Below are 16294 nucleotides of genomic sequence, written 5' to 3'. Positions count from 1 at the left end.
TTATTTTTAAAAATTAATGTTCACTCCCAATGCAATTGTTCTCGCAGGTGGTGTAGAATAAAATTCCTCTCCAATACCTGTATCATCTCTTCTTGCTTCAGGATCATAACCAGAATAGTTTGTAAAAGTAAGCAAGTTAACGCCGGTTGCATAGAGACGTACGCTTGTCATCCCAAGTTCTTTTATAGCATTACCTGATAAAGAGTAGCCTAATGTTAAGTTTCTTAAACGAACAAAATCAGATTTATCTAAAAATCGTGTAGATGCTCCAGTTCCATTACTACCATATAATCGGGCTTGGGGAACATTAGTGATATCTCCAGGATTTTGCCAGCGATCCAATTGATCAATTGTTTGGTTGTCAAAATAATCTGCAGCAACGGATTGATAAATACCAGCAGAATTATAGATACTAGCACCCCATTCTCCCTGGAATGTAAAAGAAAAATCAATTCCTTTATAGTTGATTGTATTGGTTAAACCAGCCATTAAGGTAGGAAAAGGATTTCCTGATATCACTCTTTTAGCTGTAGCGTAATTGTTGGTTGTTGATTTGTCTAGGGAGCCATCTGTATTAAGTGTGTTTTTAACAAACAAAGCATCTCCATTAGCAGGATCTACTCCAGCATATTCTACAAGATAAAAGGATGAAATATTTTCTCCTACGCGGTTAATAGTGAAGGTTCCTACGATATCCTTATTGTTATTAGGCATAGACAATACTTCGGATTCATTAGTTGTAATATTGAAACTTGTATTCCATTTAAGATTGTCAGAGTCAATGTTCTTTGTATTCAAAGTAAATTCCACTCCACTACTTTGTACTTCACCGATGTTTTGGTTGATTGAAGTTGCTCCAGAACTAATGGATAAGGGAACACTAAAAAGTAATCCATTTGTATTTTTTCTGTAATAATCCGCTTCAACACTGATTCTGTTTAACAAACCAAATTCAACACCAAAATCAATTTGAGTTGATTTTTCCCAAGTAAGATTATCATTTCCAGCTTGAGCGAATGAAAGTCCTGATTTCAGGTTGTAAGGATTTGATCCAAACAATTGGCGTGAAGCAAAATTACCCAATTCAGCATTTCCTAATTTTCCCCAGCTTCCTTTTAGTTTTAAGAAAGTCAGCGTAGCATTTTCTTTTAAGAAGCTCTCTTCCGAAATAATCCAACCTGCCGAAAACGCGGGAAAAGTACCAAATCTCTCGTTTTTACCAAAACGGGAAGAACCATCACGACGGATACTGGCTTTGAAAATGTATTTGTCAGCAAATGAGTAAGTAAGTCTGCCGAATTGAGAGACGAAGGTGTAATCCGTTTCATTTCCAGATCCTGCATTTACTTCTGCACCACCATCAACGGTTTGAAAAGAGTCGTTTGGAAAGTAAATACTAGTAACACTTTGAAATCTTCGATTGAATTTATTAAATTCTATACCAGCTACCGCATTAATATCGTGTTTTTCACCAAAGGTTTTATCGAAGGTCAAATAGTTACTGTAGATATACGTCTCATTATTTACAGAAGTTGCAAAAACTTCTCCATCAGTGGCCATGAAAGGGGTATTTCTACCAGACCAAGCATCTTCTGTTTGTGACAACAAGTCATAAGAGAAATCTGAATTGGCTTTTAAAGAGGGAAGAATTTTAAATTCTCCATATACTTTACCAGTAACTCTTCTCATGAGTGTTTTCCAAAACGCATTATCAATAGCTAATAAGTAATTCGCATATAAGGTATTTGGATTAGCAGTTCCGTCTGCTAAACGAGCAGGAGATAACGGAGATTGCGCTACAGCTTGTAAAGGAGTTGTAAAAGAGTTGTCATCTTGCACACGATCAATTTGGGATCTCGAAAAACTTAAATTCATACCAGCTGTAAAACGGTCTGAAATTTTGTGAGACACATTGCTTCTCGCTGTTATTCTTTCTAATGCGTTACTATTGATAATACCAGTGGTATTGTTGTAAGCACCAGAAAAGAAATATCTTGTCTTCGCATCTCCTCCAGATACTGAAAAATCAGCATCGGTATTATATCCATCTTGAAAGGCAGTATCCTGCCAGTCTGTATCCACTTCTCGGTTTCTCCAGTCTGTTCCTTGAGCTAAAAACTCAAAAGTATCTTCAGCCTCAGCAGCATCGCCAAGTCCATTGATAGATGCCTCAGTAAACAATTCAATGTACTGATCTGCATTCAGCCATTTTCTTTTATTAGTAGCTTGGCTAACTCCTTGAGAAAGGTTGATGGAGAACGTTCCTTTACCTTCCTTACCTCTTTTTGTAGTAATTAAAACCACACCATTTGCTCCTCTAGCGCCATAAATGGCTGCTGATGATGCATCTTTAAGGACATCAATAGATTCGATTTCGTTTGGGCTTAATGTGAGCAATGGATTGGTTGGTGCTCCATTACTAGATTCATTCGTAGTCACCAAAGGAATGCCGTCCAAAACATAAAGGGGTTGTGTACCTGCACTAATACTTGCTGCACCTCGTACTCGAATGTTTATTCCTCCATCTACTTTACCATTAGTTTGCGTAATTTGTACCCCTGCTAATTTACCAACTAAGGCATTTTGAACATTAGATACTGGAATTTGTTGGATGTCTTTTGCTGTTACACGAGCAATATTATCTGTCAATTTCTTTTTGCTTTGGGTTCCATACCCAACTACAACAACTGTTTCTAGTTGATTTGAAGCATCACCGAGCTTTATCAGCATTGAGGTAGTTGCAGTAACTTCTACAGTTTTCATCCCTACAAAGCTCACTACTAAAATTTGCCCTCTTTGCGCATTTATGGTAAACTCACCATCAAAATTTGTTTGCGCGCTAATGGTTGTTCCTTTAACAATAATGTTAGCTCCAGGAATTGGAAGACCGCCCATATCGGTAACTTTACCAGTTAGGGTACTTTCTTGAGCAAATATCAATTGTACAAAAAGAACAAACAAGACGCTCAAAAAATGTTTTAATTTAATTCTCATTTTCGGATTATTTAAGATTAGTTAGTTCAAATATCTAAATAAAATGTTAAATAAAGTATGTTATTGGTGTTAAAAATGTTTGTTTATCGTTTAATTAGTAATAATTTATTTTTTTTAACAGAAAAAAACAGATTTCGTAATAAAAGACGTTTAGCAAATTAAATTTGTGAATGCCTTACGAATGGCTTTTCCTTGTTGCTATTTTTTGTCATATTTAAATTGAGATTGGTTTACTTGAATGTATTTTTCTAATTTTAAGGTTGAATTGGTTTCACTTATTTTAAATCTACGAATGAAGCAGCTGTATTGTGTAACCAATTAGAAGATTCAAAGTGAAAGTTTTCAATTAGTTCAAAAATGGTTATCTTGCTGCCTTGACGGATAACTGCAAAGGCAAAATGGTGAGAAAGACATGTAATTCAATATAGAAATAAACGAGGTAAAATGAATAAAGTAGTAAATTTTATTGACTTACATAGCGGCGAAGAGAACAAGAAGAAAGTGTTGGATAATGTAAAATCAAACATCTCTTTTAGAGGTTCGAACCTATGGATTTTAGCTTGTGCCATTGTGGTTGCTTCAGTAGGTTTGAATGTCAATTCAACTGCAGTTATTATTGGTGCAATGCTTATTTCTCCGTTGATGGGACCAATTATCGGAGCCGGTTTTGGCCTAGGAATTTATGATTTTAATTTGCTCAAAAGATCACTTAAAAATTTACTCATCGCTACGGTTGTAAGTTTATTAGTATCTACTATTTACTTTTTCCTAAGCCCCTTCAAAGATACCCAATCCGAACTTTTAGCCAGGACTTCACCTAATATTTACGATATTTTCATCGCTTTCTTTGGAGGGCTAGTAGGAGTGATAGCGATCACAAGAGTAGAGAAGGGCAATCCTATTCCTGGAGTGGCCATAGCAACTGCATTAATGCCACCTTTATGCACGGCAGGTTATGGATTAGCCCTAGGGAATTTTAAATTCTTTTTTGGTGCAATGTATTTGTACACCATTAATTGTGTTTTTATTTGTATTGCAACCTTTATAATTGTCAAATATTTAAAATATCCAATTGTTAAGCAAACGGATGTAAAGACGGAGAAGAGAGTAAAATATATGATTTCATTTCTGACTTTAGTTTTGATTGTGCCGAGCGTCTTTTTTGCGTATCAACTTTTTAAAGAAAAAAAATACAAGCAAAAAGTAGAATTATTTTTAAAATTGGAATTCCTGGATAAAGGATATACGGTGCTGTATAAAAAAACGCAATTTACGTCAAATCCAAAAAAAATAGATATTGCTTTTTTAAGAAGGAGGCTCGATAAGGATGAAATAAAAGAGCTTAACGTAAAACTAAAAACGTACGAATTAAATAATACCGTATTAAATATTATTCAAGACACAACTGATTTGAAACAGGATATTTTAAATGAAATTACTTTTAATAATAAAACCATGAGCGAGAAAGATTTGATTATTGCTAAGTTGCAGAGCCAAATCGTTTCTTTAAAATTTGATAACAATGCAATTTTAGGTGAAACTAGAATTTTGTTTCCTGAAATTGCCAATATTGCTATAGCAAATCATGTCTTTAATGAGAATAAAGAGAATAGAAAAGTGATTACTGTCGTGCTTTACGAAAGTAAAAATGATTTAGACACAATCGAAAAGAAAAAATTGACTGCGTGGTTAAAAAATAAATTTAAAACTGATGCGGTAGAAATTTTCAAAAGGCAATAATTTGATGTAGAGCTGCTCTAATAGAGCGTTTATTTTTACAGCTAAATTATTGCTTGTGTAAATAGGCTAAAATTTCGCTACAAGTTTGTTTTGCATTTCTGTTTGTGCCTATAAGTGTTGCCGATGCATAACCAGTCCAGCTTCCATAACCCGCTAACCATAATCCATCAACTTCTGTTGCTTTGCTTTGTTCCGTTTTTAGGATACCTCGATTATCTGCTGCAACACTATTTTTTAGAAAAGAAGTGGCATACCCAAAACCCGTACACCAGATTATAGCATCAAAATCTTCTTTTGTTCCGTCATTCCAAATCACGCCCTCTTTATAAATACTATTGATACTTCCACTGGAGAGCAGAATACCTCTGGATCGAGCTTCTTTTACCGGCGGCACCATTACAATAGTTCCTAAATCATAATTAGCTGCATTAAATGGTTTTCCTTCTTTTTCCGCATTGTATTTGGCAGTTGCTACGTTAAAAAGATAAAAACCATCTACTTCGTCTGGTAAATATTGAGGTGGTTTACTAGTAGACCATTTAACATTGGTAACTTTAGAAACTTCGGCTACAATTTGTGCGCCTGAATTACCTTCACCCACAACAAGTACTTTTAAATTTTTAAAAGATTCTGAATTTTTGTACTGTGCCGAATGGATTTGAATTCCTTTGAAGGTGTCTATTCCTTCTATTTTTGGTATAAAAGGATTGTTCCAAGTACCTGTTGCGGCAATAATGACTTTGGAAAAGTAGACTCCTTTGTTGGTTTGTATTTTGAAAATTTTATTCTCTAACAGTACGCTTTCTACAGTTACGGATCTCTCGATTGGCAAGTCATAACGCTTTTCATATTGGCATAAATAATCAATTACTTCTTGTCTTAGAGGAAACAGATTTTTAGATTTTGGCATGAGCCACCCTGGTAAGGAACTGTGTTCGGCAGAAGAAAAAAGTGTTAGGCTATCCCAAGCATGAAGCCAAGCGCCACCACATTTTTCCTCTTTGTCCAAGAGAAGGAAGTTGACTTTATTGCGTCGTAAATAGTACCCGCAAGCTAATCCGCTTTGTCCGCCGCCTACGACTATAACATCTAGAATTTCGTTCATTTTGTTTTGAATCTCGTTTAAACTGTATTTTGTTTTGGTTTTTTCTTATCACAGCTGCTTCACTGTTAACATCATCCTACAATGGGGGGAATCTCGTACACACTGTCAACGTTATGACTTTTCCAAACAATTATGAATTTTCAGTTTTTGTGACTAATGGTGGTTTTGAATAATATTTTTGTTTCAACCAAAAAGCGACATTCACTAAAATTATCAATGCAGGAACTTCTACTAAAGGTCCAATAACACCCGCAAATGCCTGACCACTATTGATTCCGAAAACTCCTATGGAAACAGCAATTGCTAATTCAAAATTATTTCCAGATGCGGTAAAGGAGAGCGCTACAGCATCTCTATAATTCGCCCCAATTTTTTTTGAAACAAAGAACATCAGGAAAAACATAATGGTAAAGAAAATTACAAGTGGAATCGCAATTCGAAACACATCCATAGGCAAATCAACTATCATTTCCCCTTTTAAACTAAACATGATAACAATTGTAAAAAGTAAAGCTATCAATGTAATTGGCGATACAAAAGGAATGAATTTTTGATTGAACCATTTGTCTCCAATGAATTTCTTTATGGTATAACGACTAATTACCGCTAATGCAAATGGAATTCCTAAATAAATTCCAACCGTTATCGCAATTTCAGCAACAGAAATATTCAACGCTAAACCTTTTATTCCAAATAATGGCAACATGATTTCCAAATAGAAATAGGCATATAAACTAAAAAAGAATACTTGCAATAAACTATTTATTCCAATTAAACCGGCTGTTAATTCTCTGTTTCCTTCGGCTAATTCGTTCCAGACAATTACCATAGCTATGCACGGCGCAATTCCGATAATAATTAATCCTGTCATGTATTCAGGATACTCTTTTAAGAAGACGGTTGCTAATAAAAACATTAAAAAAGGACCTACAATCCACGTAATTAAAAAAGAGACTGACAATAATTTTGGTTTTTCAAGTAGTAGTGGAATTTTTGAAAAATCAATTTTAGTTAATGGGGGATACATCATTACTATTAATCCAATTGCCAAAGGAATATTAGTGGTCCCACTAGAGAAGGAATTGATATAGTCATCGCTTGAGGAAATAAAATAGCCAATGGAAACGCCAATTATCATGGCTAGGAAAATCCAAAGTGTAAGGTAGTTATCGAGAAAGTTTAATCTTTTTTTATGTAATGCCATTTTATAATTTTATTTGGGAGAATACATAGCACATTTGTGTTGCAATTTGTAAACTGCGCTCTTTGTATTTTTGCTGTTGTTGTGGCGTGTTATCAAAAACTTTTGGGTCTTCAAATGTGATAGGAATCCTTTTTTCTGCACCAGCAATAAAAGGGCATCCGCCATCCGCTTGAGAGCAAGTTAATAATGCTGCAAATTCACTTTTTGGATTAAAATCATCGTCATAGGTTTTAGAAAAACCAATAATTGGATGTTCGTTCTTTCCATATTTTATGGTGTAAATTGGGTTATTTCCCTCAGAAATAGTATTGATTTGAAATCCGGATTGCTTTAATGTTTTGGCAACCATAGGGAATAATGCAGTGGATTCTGTACCACCAGAATAACAAAAAACATTTTTAATATTGAAATAGCCCGCAGCTGTTTGCGCCCAAATTTGGGACAAATGACTTCTTCTGGAATTGTGCGTACAAATAAAGTTCAGCCTTATTTCTTGATCTTTGGAGACTTTATTTTGTAGGAAATCAATAAGTGGCTGTAAAGTAATCTTACGTTCTGAAACTATATTTTCGTAATCAAAAGCACGGATTACCTCTTCAATTTCCGAGAAGAGAATGGTTTTAATTGGACTCATATTATAGTTTTAAAAATTAGCAACAGCCTCCACCTGGCGTGCAACTATTGCCTTGAGTTGGGATTGCTGATAATTTTACTTTTTGTTTATCCGCAGGAATACCGCATTGGTCTTCAGCCAAACAAGCAGTTTGTTTATTGATTAAGGTAAAGTCCGTTCCGTTGAAACCTAAGTCATATTTGCCAATTGTTTCACCTTGAAATTCCACTTCTACTTCATGATCTTCAATGCCTAAAATTTTTTCAGATAATTCAATGATATCCAATAATTTTTTTGGTTTAAGTCGGTGATCAAAATCATTGGCATCCCACAACTGGAAATTCACAACGTTCTCTTTACGAACTTTTCCACCGCAATCAATGAAGTTTCTGGTTATTAAGCCTACTTCCGTTACGTGAAAATGTTCTGGAACATAAGTTTCGTTTGGTAATATAAAAGCTACTTTTTCTAACGAGTTCAGCTCTTTTTTAATTTCTGATAGTTTCATTTTTTTTTAATTTAAAAATTAGCAACATTGGTCTTTTCTGTTTTCTAAATAGGTATTGATAAGGGTAAAAAAGCTTTTTATTTTCTCAAACCCTTCTTCGTTCAAGCAATAACAGATTGAAGCCCCTTCGAAATTTCCTTTGATTAACCCGGCATTTTTTAATTCCTTCAAATGTTGCGAAACAGTAGGTTGTGCCAATGGCAATTCGTTTACAAGGTCTCCGCAGATACAACTGTCCACTTTTATAAGATGTTCAATTATGGCAATACGAGCCGGATGACCTAATGCTTTGGCAAGTACAGCCAGTTCGTTTTGCTCCTCCGTAAAATGTTGTGTTTTAGTTATTCCCATCGCTATATATTTATATTGCAATATTACGATTAATAGTACCGAAACACGTTTTTTTGTTGTTAAATTAGCATTAAATTTTGAAGTCGTAATGCTTTTATTATTTTGGAATTATAAAATGAAAAGTAACGCAAAGGAGAAGGAGTAAGGAGAATTCCTCTCGATTGCATTACTTTTCACCTATTAATGTGGTGGTGAATTAAACTTTTAGTTTTTAACCATCAGAAGATGATAATGAGAAAAAAACAATTTAAAGTCGGACTCGTTTTTACGGTTCAATAATTACTTTCATTGCTTTCTCTTTCCCTGCATTACCAAACACTTCATACGCTTGTAGAACTTCTTTCAATTTAAAATGATGCGTTATCAGTTTAGAAGGTTCTAACTTACCGGAGGAAACTGTTTTTAAAAGCATTGGAGTAGTATTTGTATTTACCAATCCCATGGTTATCGTGATGTTTTGAATCCATAGATCCTGAATTTGCAGTTCTACTGGCTTTCCATGTACTCCTATATTGGCAATGTGTCCACCGGGACGAACAATTTTCTGGCATATATCAAAGGAAGCTGGAACTCCAGCAGCTTCAATAGCCACATCTACACCATCTTTTGTTTCTGATTGAATTCTTTTTAAAACATCTTCTTTAGTAGAATTAATGGTATGTGTAGCTCCAAATTTTTTCGCCATTTTCAAACGATTTTCGTCGATGTCGATCATGTAGATTTTTGCAGGAGAGTAGAACTGAGCCGTGAGTAAGGCTGACATTCCTATAGGACCGGCTCCTACAATCGCAATGGTGTCTCCGGGTTTTACACCGCCATTAATCACACCAATTTCATGTCCTGTGGGTAAAATGTCACTTAACATTACCAGCGCTTCTTCATCAGATCCATCTGGTATAAGATAGAGACTGTTATCGGCATGTGGAATCCGCACGTATTCTGCTTGTGTACCATGTATAAGATGTCCTAAAATCCAACCGCCGTCCTCACAATGAGCGTACATTTGTTTTTTACAATATTCGCAACTGCCATCTGAAGTGATGCAGGATATTATGACATGGTCTCCTTTTTTAAAATTCCTAACTGAAGCGCCAATTTCTTCAATTACGCCAACTCCCTCATGACCTAATGTAGTTCCAGGTTTCACCGTTGGGGTTTTTCCGTGCAAAATACCTAAGTCTGTACCGCAAATAGTGGTCTTCAGTATTTTCACCACCACATCGGTGGTTTTTTCAATTTTAGGAAACGGTACATCTTTTAATATAATCTTACCTGGTCCGTCATATACAAGTGCTTTCATTGTTTTAGTTTGTTTCATTTTCATTTTTTGTTAAAGGTTATAGTCCCAAATCATTTCTAAATTAATCGTAAGGTTTTAAATTTTGAATTTGTTCACTATTAAAATTCATTTACTGGTCGCTCGATATTAAGGGTAATTATCTGTAAATCAATAGTTGGTATATTCAAAGGTCGCTTATTAATACCATTTATTATATGATATAAGTCATTAAATGAATATTAAAGTAAATGTTTCAAAATGATGTTCATTCTTCTTTTTTCGAAATGACATACAAATAAACAACTGATTCGGTCCTCATTGTTTTTTTTGAATTAATGTTAATTTAATAAATCTAGGGAGGGTTTGGTCTCTTGTTTTTGGGAGGAATTGCCACTTTTAGAGTTAAATAAAATACATTTTTGAACAAAAATGAGTAACTTAGTAATCAATAATTAAATACAAAGTCTAATGGAAAATCAAAATGATAAATCGAAGTCAAATGCAGCTAAGTCAGAAAATTTAGATAAAAACAAAGTGCCAGATTCTCTTTTGTATCCGCCAAGTGAAGATATTTACAATAAGTTGCACAAGGAAAGCGATATTAATCCGGAGGATATTTCTAAAAAGAAAATACCTGTTGAAACTAATAATGTCACGGATTTTAATGAAAAAGATTTTGAAGATGATAAGTCTGGAGCCGACTTGGATATACCTGGTTCAGAATTAGATGATGCTCAGGAGAAAATAGGAAGTGAGGATGAAGAAAATAACCATTATAGTATTGGTGGTGACAATCATAATGATTTAGAAGAGAATACAGGAGATCGGAGTTAATTTTGGATTTTCAAACGAACTAGAATCGTATTGCAATGGCTTTACAGGAATACAATCAAAAGCGTAATTTTTCATCCACCGCTGAGCCAGAAGGTAAAATGAGAAAATCAACGACGGAAATGATTTTTGTTGTTCAAAAACATGCTGCATCTCACTTGTATTATGATTTTAGGTTAGAAAGTGAAGGAGTCCTAAAAAGTTGGGTGATACCTAAAGGTCCATCAATGAATCCTGCCCATAAAAGACTAGCGCTACAGGTCGAAGATCATCCTTATAATTATCGTGATTTTGAAGGAACCATTCCAACAGGTAATTATGGAGCAGGAACTGTTATTGTTTGGGATAAAGGAACCTACATTCTAGTTGACGATGAAAAGTCAGGGTATCTAAATCCCTATTTGCAAAAAGGCCAGGTCCGATTTATCATAAAGGGCAAAAAACTGAAAGGGGAATTCATATTAGTGAAATTGAAAGCCAAAAAAGATAATTCGTGGCTTCTTATAAAAGCAAAAGATGAATATGCAACGGAGGAAGAGGTTTTGCTGCAGGATAAATCCGTTATTTCTAATGCTACCGTAGAAAGTTTGAATAAAGTAATTTAGCAAGAAAAGTAATAAGTTCGTTATTCATTTTAAAAAATAGGCTGTTTAGCAAAGAATTGAATTCTATCTTAATTTGATACTGCAATCAAAGCTATTTTTGGTTTTTTTGATGTAAAAGAAATAAGCTGAAAGTAGTCCACAAATTGGTAATACAGCAGTAGAGAGAGTTCCAGCATAAACTAAAAACTGCTAAGATTAATATCAACTTTAATTTTGACTAGGTAGGCGAGATCTTAAGTAAATAATTTCGTAGTACTAGTAATGAAAACAGGGAGGTTTTAGAAAATAAAATGAAAAAAAGGAAGTGTAATGAAGTACTGATTTTGGCTTGGAAGAAAAAAATAGCAGGTTGGATAGCGGTGTGGTAAATATGCCAGCAATTTTTGAAATTGGATTTTTTATTAAAAATACGATAAAATAGTAGTTTCAAATGATGCTTTCTTGGTTGTTTTTAGTATTTTGCGATTTAATTATTTTTAGATAATAAACTAGATTAATATGAAATATAGAGTAGCAACTTCGTCATTAAATCTTAGGGATTTTCCGTCGGCGAATGATAATTCTAAAATTTTAACAAAAATCCCTTTTAGACATACTGTTAAATTAATTGAGAAAACGACTTCAGATTGGTGGAAAGTAAAGCTTTTGAATACGGACAAAGAAGGTTTTGTCTTTTCAAAAGATATTGAACATGTAGATGTGACAACGGATGAAATTGCAGATATCGAAGTGCCTAATTTTGAACCAGGTTCTGAAGGAAGTCTAGACAATAAATTAGAGACCTACAAGCCGCTTGGTGATCCAGCCATTCCTTTCAGAGACTTAACTAGTGTTGCGTCTAAGCTATCTTCCATTCGAAAAATAATAGACACGCTCAATGTCTCAAAAAGTTACAGATATGAAAAAGATGATTCCGATACCTACTGTAATATCTACGCCTTTGATTATTGCTTTTTTGCCAAAGTGTATATACCTAGATTAAGATGGACGGATAAAGCAATAGATGCACTTGAAAACGGAAATGAAGTACCCTTAGTTTTTGGAGAGACAGTAAGACCTTTTTATTCTAATTATATTTATGACTGGTTTGTACAATCGTCTAATGCCTTTGGTTGGGAAAGAGTTTGTGATGTTGATGCACTGCAAAAGAAAGTAAATGCTAATGGAGGTGTAGGTGTCATTTGTGCTAAACGATTTATATTAAATAAGTCAGGGCACGTTGTGGTGGTCGTTCCAGAAACTGAAACTGAAAAAGCATTTAGGTTAGATGGCAAAATAATTTATCCGTTGCAATCGCAAGCGGGAATGGATAATTACAATTATTTTTCCGAAGTTAGAAAGGATTGGTGGGACAGCAAAGATCCTGAAAAAGGATACTCCTCTGCGATCTTTTACTATCATGATTAAACAGTAAAGGCATTATAAATAAAAAAGACTTCTGTAAGCTAGTGAGCTGCTACAGAAGTCTTTTTTTTAATAGAATTTAATTCCTAACTGCGTTTATACTGCTACGGCAATTTTAGTAATTAGTAAGGAGCTACAAAAGCCATTTTCATAATATCTATCATGTAAACTAGCATATATTTGACTATAGATTGCGATAGGGTCATTAGATTCTATTGTGATAGACAATATGTTTTCTAAAAGAGAAATAAGGTTTGCTGGGACTGTCGTTTCTTTTCCATGAACAATAGCTTCATACACGAAATTATTCCATTCTAAATCGCAAATAGGATTTTCGATTTCGTTTAATATGGCATGATCCATAATGAAAATCAGAAAATTTAAAACTTCCTTTAGGTGTTTTTCATTAAAATAATCAAATATTCGAAACTCAATACCGTGATTTTTGTGTTTGTGAAAATTTACATCCAATCCAATTTTATCAATTTTCTCATAATCTGATATCTCAGAATAGCGATTCACCCACCATAACGGATTATCATGCATTGGATGTGCATTGAAATCCATTTGGACTATTTTTCCAGTTTTCATAACATTAGTGTCATACGTTCCAATCCCTATGTACCTTGACATAGCGCAACGTTGTGATGCCTTGGTTAAGTTAACGCTACTATCATTATGGGATAAAAAGTCAGAGGATCCAAACTTGATCATAAACAACGGACTCAACCATTGAAATAACCGAATCGTACGCTGATGTTTTTTGATAAAATCTACTTTATCTTTAATTTCACCTTCCTTATTTAATTCTGTTGGAATCGTTAAATTAAAATGATAGGTCATGTTGTTGAAAACAGAATAATTTTCATTATTGGAAACAAATATGGCAAAAGGATGATTTTCCGAGCAGATTTTTATGTTGCCAAATTGCGAAAATATATTTTCTTTTAGCAATAGTTGTTGCAAGTTTACTGTAAATTCTTGCTTTATGTTTGCTAGTTCCGCAATGACAGTATCGACATCTTTTTTATAAAAATCCTGCGTCACAAATTCAATGGTGTCACCATCAAAAATGAATTTTTTTTGATGTTCGTCAATGAAATAGCTATTGTGTTTTTGCAATTTTTCAAAAATACTTTCCCCGCTGTATTCTGGGTTCGGTTCATTGTCTATGGGATCTAAAACTTTATGTTGATTGTTTACATCTGTTTTTGTAAACGAATGGGAGTTCATTAAAACAGGAATAGTATACTCTTTATCCGTTAATATTTTTTGCAACGAATTTTCGAATACGTTTTCTTTGTAATTACTAAAATGGTTGACGCTATATTTTTCACGTATCCCATTTGTTAAAAAGAAATTTTTATCTACCGTACGCTGATTGTCAAATTCTAAATAACATTCATTTTCGATGCCCACTCCCCAGTAAAAATCATTGGATTGATACCGGTTGCTATATTCTTTATGCTTATCTAATACCTCAATTTCAAAACTAACTTCATTCATGTTTTGATCTGTCATAAACTTCTTCGTGTTTTTTAAAAATTTGTTAATATAGGGTAACTAATTTGTGCGGTAGTGATGCTTGAGGTAATGCATAAATCCGAAGATTTTTGTTTCTAACAAGAGCAAACCAGTATGGAATAGCTGCCAATTTTGCTTTATGAAAACTAAGCTTTTTCTTACCAGGTTGAAACCTAAAATTGGATGCTCAATTTGATTGCAAAAGTAGATAAAATTAATGGCTTTATCAATAGGTCTATTTAATTTATTTTTAGTGTAAATTTAGTATTTCGGATCTGTCCTAATTTTTTAATTTGTAGCGGTTTAGCACGTTCATTTTTAGGCAAAATGGGAGCGGAAGTTATTTGCATAAATCGTTTTATCTCAATTAATTTTCTGCAGGTGTACCATCATTATTTTGAAAGAAGAACAGTAAAGAAATATGCAACCATTCAGCAGTTGCATCAGGAGCACAATTTTTTCGGTTTTTCAAGACCAGTTGTCCCGCCATTCGCTATATCTTTTGTGCCGAAAAGTCGGCACAAAAGGATGCCGCTACTGTCGGGTCTAAATAACATTTCTTGTAGGACAGCAGATTCCTGGCCTAAAAATTTAATTTGCCAAATTTAGTTTTCAAAACAGATTTCAAGTTATGAGAAATTAAAAAAGAAATCTACTGTTTGATTACGAGCCATAAACTCAATTCTTAAATCAATCTATTATGCAAAAAAAAAATCGGCATAGTGAAATGTATAGCTGGTTTCACGTTAGGGAATCACGACTGTATTATGATTTTAAAAACGCTTTCAAATCCTCATACGTGCTAATTTTTGTGCTTACTTTTTCTTTATTTATGACACTTTCGATTTGTGTAGGAATGGGTAGTTTTACATTTAAAATAGGTTCTACTACATCCAAGAATTTGATTGGATGGGCGGTTTCTAAGAAAATCCCAATCGCATTGGAGTAGTTTTTCATTTCTTTTTTTAGTCCTAAATAGCCCACGGCTCCGTGCGGTTCAGCTATATACCCGTCGGTTTCGAAAATAGTTTTCATGGCTATTTTGGTTTCTTCATCGGTAAACGTGTAAGATGAAAAATCTTTTTTAAATTGCTCTAAATCATTTTGATACATTTCTTGAATCCGAATGAAGTTACTTGGATTTCCAACGTCCATCGCGTTTGAGATCGTTGCCTTGGAGGGTTTTGGATCGTAAATGCCATTCTCCAAAAATCTTGGAACCGTATCATTTACATTGGTAGAGGCCACAAAATGTTCAATAGGCAAACCCATTTTTTTGGCAATGATACCAGCACAAATATTCCCAAAATTTCCACTTGGACAAGAAAAAACCAATTCCTTATTTTGTTTTTTCAATGTTTTATAAGCAAAAAAGAAATAAAACATCTGTGGTAACCAGCGCGCAACATTAATTGAATTCGCCGATGTTAGATTTTGTTGTTTTAAATCGGGATCTAGAAATGCTTTTTTGACCATATCCTGACAATCATCAAAAACGCCATCGACTTCTAACGCTTTTATATTTTGTCCTAAAGTTGTTAATTGTTTTTCCTGAATCTCACTCACTTTTCCTGAAGGATATAAAATCACCACCTCGACGCCTGCAACGCCCAAAAAACCACTAGCAACAGCGCCACCAGTATCTCCCGATGTCGCTACCAGAACCGTGTTTTTACTGTCTTTTTTATCTTTGTTAAAGTAGGCTAAACAACGAGACATAAAACGTGCACCTACATCTTTAAAAGCCATTGTCGGTCCGTGAAATAGTTCGAGAGCATAGATTCCTTTTTCAACTTCTACAAGAGGGAAATCAAAACACAAGGTTTCGTCAATAATTTCTTTGAGTATTGCTGCCGGGATTTCATCGCCCACAAATTGTTGAATCGCATGAAAAGCAATCTCTTCGTTGCTTACATTCTCGATGTTGTCAAAAAAAGCTGGAGGTAACGGGGTGATTGTTTCTGGAAAATACAATCCCTTATCAGAGGCTAGTCCTTTTATCACGGCTTCTTTAAAAGAAACTTTTGCTGCATTATGATTTAAGCTGTAATATTTCATTTTGATGGATGATTTTCCTATACCAGCCCTCACCGAATCGGAGGGAGATAGAATCGGAATATTAGTTTTATTGTTTTT

General features: G+C 34.2%; 14 protein-coding genes. 4 read left to right on the top strand and 10 right to left on the bottom strand.

From position 1 onward, the window contains the following. Positions 1-6: 6 nt before the first annotated feature. Positions 7-2994 carry a SusC/RagA family TonB-linked outer membrane protein gene (locus BUA03_RS04220; protein WP_066078587.1) on the bottom strand — a complete coding sequence of 996 codons (2988 nt, stop codon included), beginning with the start codon at positions 2992-2994 and terminating at the stop codon, positions 7-9. A gap of 444 nt (positions 2995-3438) precedes the next feature. Between BUA03_RS04220 and BUA03_RS04215 the strand changes: the two genes are divergently transcribed. Beyond that, a complete protein-coding gene (locus BUA03_RS04215) occupies positions 3439-4734 on the top strand; it encodes a TIGR00341 family protein (RefSeq protein ID WP_066078591.1) in 1296 nt (431 codons plus the stop codon). A gap of 46 nt (positions 4735-4780) precedes the next feature. Here the strand turns inward: BUA03_RS04215 and BUA03_RS04210 are convergent, their stop codons facing one another. The 6 genes from BUA03_RS04210 to BUA03_RS04185 form a co-directional block, all read right to left on the bottom strand. Beyond that, positions 4781-5839: an ArsO family NAD(P)H-dependent flavin-containing monooxygenase gene (locus BUA03_RS04210; RefSeq protein ID WP_066078597.1), complete on the bottom strand. Its 1059-nt coding sequence runs from the start codon at positions 5837-5839 to the stop codon at positions 4781-4783. A gap of 130 nt (positions 5840-5969) precedes the next feature. After that, positions 5970-7043: an ACR3 family arsenite efflux transporter gene (gene arsB / locus BUA03_RS04205; protein ID WP_066078599.1), complete on the bottom strand. Its 1074-nt coding sequence runs from the start codon at positions 7041-7043 to the stop codon at positions 5970-5972. Position 7044: 1 nt separating this feature from the next. Further along, positions 7045-7677, bottom strand: a complete 633-nt coding sequence (locus BUA03_RS04200; RefSeq protein ID WP_175542097.1) for an arsenate-mycothiol transferase ArsC — start codon at positions 7675-7677, stop codon at positions 7045-7047. Positions 7678-7693: 16 nt separating this feature from the next. Then, positions 7694-8164 (bottom strand): DUF6428 family protein, encoded by a 471-nt coding sequence (locus tag BUA03_RS04195; protein WP_066078604.1) that lies wholly within the window; start codon positions 8162-8164, stop codon positions 7694-7696. A gap of 18 nt (positions 8165-8182) precedes the next feature. Then, on the bottom strand, positions 8183-8515 hold the full coding sequence (locus BUA03_RS04190) for an ArsR/SmtB family transcription factor (RefSeq protein ID WP_066078608.1): 333 nt from the start codon (positions 8513-8515) through the stop codon (positions 8183-8185). Positions 8516-8780: 265 nt separating this feature from the next. After that, positions 8781-9839: a zinc-dependent alcohol dehydrogenase family protein gene (locus tag BUA03_RS04185; RefSeq protein ID WP_245792558.1), complete on the bottom strand. Its 1059-nt coding sequence runs from the start codon at positions 9837-9839 to the stop codon at positions 8781-8783. A gap of 423 nt (positions 9840-10262) precedes the next feature. Between BUA03_RS04185 and BUA03_RS04180 the strand changes: the two genes are divergently transcribed. The 3 genes from BUA03_RS04180 to BUA03_RS04170 all read left to right on the top strand — a co-directional run bounded on the left by BUA03_RS04180 (position 10263) and on the right by BUA03_RS04170 (position 12637). Further along, the gene (locus tag BUA03_RS04180) at positions 10263-10628 is read left to right on the top strand and encodes a hypothetical protein (protein WP_066078611.1); all 366 of its coding nucleotides are present in this window, start codon (positions 10263-10265) and stop codon (positions 10626-10628) included. 35 nt (positions 10629-10663) lie between these two features. Further along, entirely contained in the window at positions 10664-11230 is a 567-nt protein-coding gene (locus BUA03_RS04175) for a DNA polymerase ligase N-terminal domain-containing protein (RefSeq protein WP_066078613.1), read from the top strand. A 498-nt stretch (positions 11231-11728) separates the two neighbouring features. Beyond that, positions 11729-12637 (top strand): SH3 domain-containing protein, encoded by a 909-nt coding sequence (locus BUA03_RS04170; protein WP_082854300.1) that lies wholly within the window; start codon positions 11729-11731, stop codon positions 12635-12637. A gap of 93 nt (positions 12638-12730) precedes the next feature. On the opposite strand, the gene BUA03_RS04165 is transcribed toward BUA03_RS04170, so the two are convergent. The 3 genes from BUA03_RS04165 to thrC form a co-directional block, all read right to left on the bottom strand. Beyond that, positions 12731-14155 carry a hypothetical protein gene (locus BUA03_RS04165; protein WP_066078618.1) on the bottom strand — a complete coding sequence of 475 codons (1425 nt, stop codon included), beginning with the start codon at positions 14153-14155 and terminating at the stop codon, positions 12731-12733. 370 nt (positions 14156-14525) lie between these two features. Further along, complete coding sequence (locus BUA03_RS17040) at positions 14526-14648, bottom strand: hypothetical protein (RefSeq protein ID WP_262489196.1); 123 nt, start codon at positions 14646-14648, stop codon at positions 14526-14528. A gap of 275 nt (positions 14649-14923) precedes the next feature. After that, on the bottom strand, positions 14924-16216 hold the full coding sequence (gene thrC / locus BUA03_RS04160; RefSeq protein WP_066078928.1) for a threonine synthase: 1293 nt from the start codon (positions 16214-16216) through the stop codon (positions 14924-14926). Positions 16217-16294 lie beyond the last annotated feature (78 nt).

The sequence above is a fragment of the Flavobacterium fryxellicola genome (assembly GCF_900143245.1).
GTDB lineage: Bacteria > Bacteroidota > Bacteroidia > Flavobacteriales > Flavobacteriaceae > Flavobacterium > Flavobacterium fryxellicola.
The sequence above is the reverse complement of the archived record's forward strand: the minus strand, read 5'-3'. Positions and strand labels throughout refer to the sequence as shown.

Bases quoted from the DNA above. Each gene is read 5' to 3' on its own strand.
- BUA03_RS04210 (WP_066078597.1), bottom strand. From the start codon at position 5,839: ATGAACGAAATTCTAGATGTTATAGTCGTAGGCGGCGGACAAAGCGGA.
- BUA03_RS04180 (WP_066078611.1), top strand. From the start codon at position 10,263: ATGGAAAATCAAAATGATAAATCGAAGTCAAATGCAGCTAAGTCAGAA.
- BUA03_RS04200 (WP_175542097.1), bottom strand. From the start codon at position 7,677: ATGAGTCCAATTAAAACCATTCTCTTCTCGGAAATTGAAGAGGTAATC.
- BUA03_RS04195 (WP_066078604.1), bottom strand. From the start codon at position 8,164: ATGAAACTATCAGAAATTAAAAAAGAGCTGAACTCGTTAGAAAAAGTA.
- BUA03_RS04175 (WP_066078613.1), top strand. From the start codon at position 10,664: ATGGCTTTACAGGAATACAATCAAAAGCGTAATTTTTCATCCACCGCT.
- thrC (WP_066078928.1), bottom strand. From the start codon at position 16,216: ATGAAATATTACAGCTTAAATCATAATGCAGCAAAAGTTTCTTTTAAA.
- BUA03_RS04215 (WP_066078591.1), top strand. From the start codon at position 3,439: ATGAATAAAGTAGTAAATTTTATTGACTTACATAGCGGCGAAGAGAAC.
- arsB (WP_066078599.1), bottom strand. From the start codon at position 7,043: ATGGCATTACATAAAAAAAGATTAAACTTTCTCGATAACTACCTTACA.
- BUA03_RS04165 (WP_066078618.1), bottom strand. From the start codon at position 14,155: ATGACAGATCAAAACATGAATGAAGTTAGTTTTGAAATTGAGGTATTA.
- BUA03_RS04170 (WP_082854300.1), top strand. From the start codon at position 11,729: ATGAAATATAGAGTAGCAACTTCGTCATTAAATCTTAGGGATTTTCCG.
- BUA03_RS04220 (WP_066078587.1), bottom strand. From the start codon at position 2,994: ATGAGAATTAAATTAAAACATTTTTTGAGCGTCTTGTTTGTTCTTTTT.
- BUA03_RS04185 (WP_245792558.1), bottom strand. From the start codon at position 9,839: ATGAAAATGAAACAAACTAAAACAATGAAAGCACTTGTATATGACGGA.
- BUA03_RS04190 (WP_066078608.1), bottom strand. From the start codon at position 8,515: ATGGGAATAACTAAAACACAACATTTTACGGAGGAGCAAAACGAACTG.
- BUA03_RS17040 (WP_262489196.1), bottom strand. From the start codon at position 14,648: ATGGCGGGACAACTGGTCTTGAAAAACCGAAAAAATTGTGCTCCTGAT.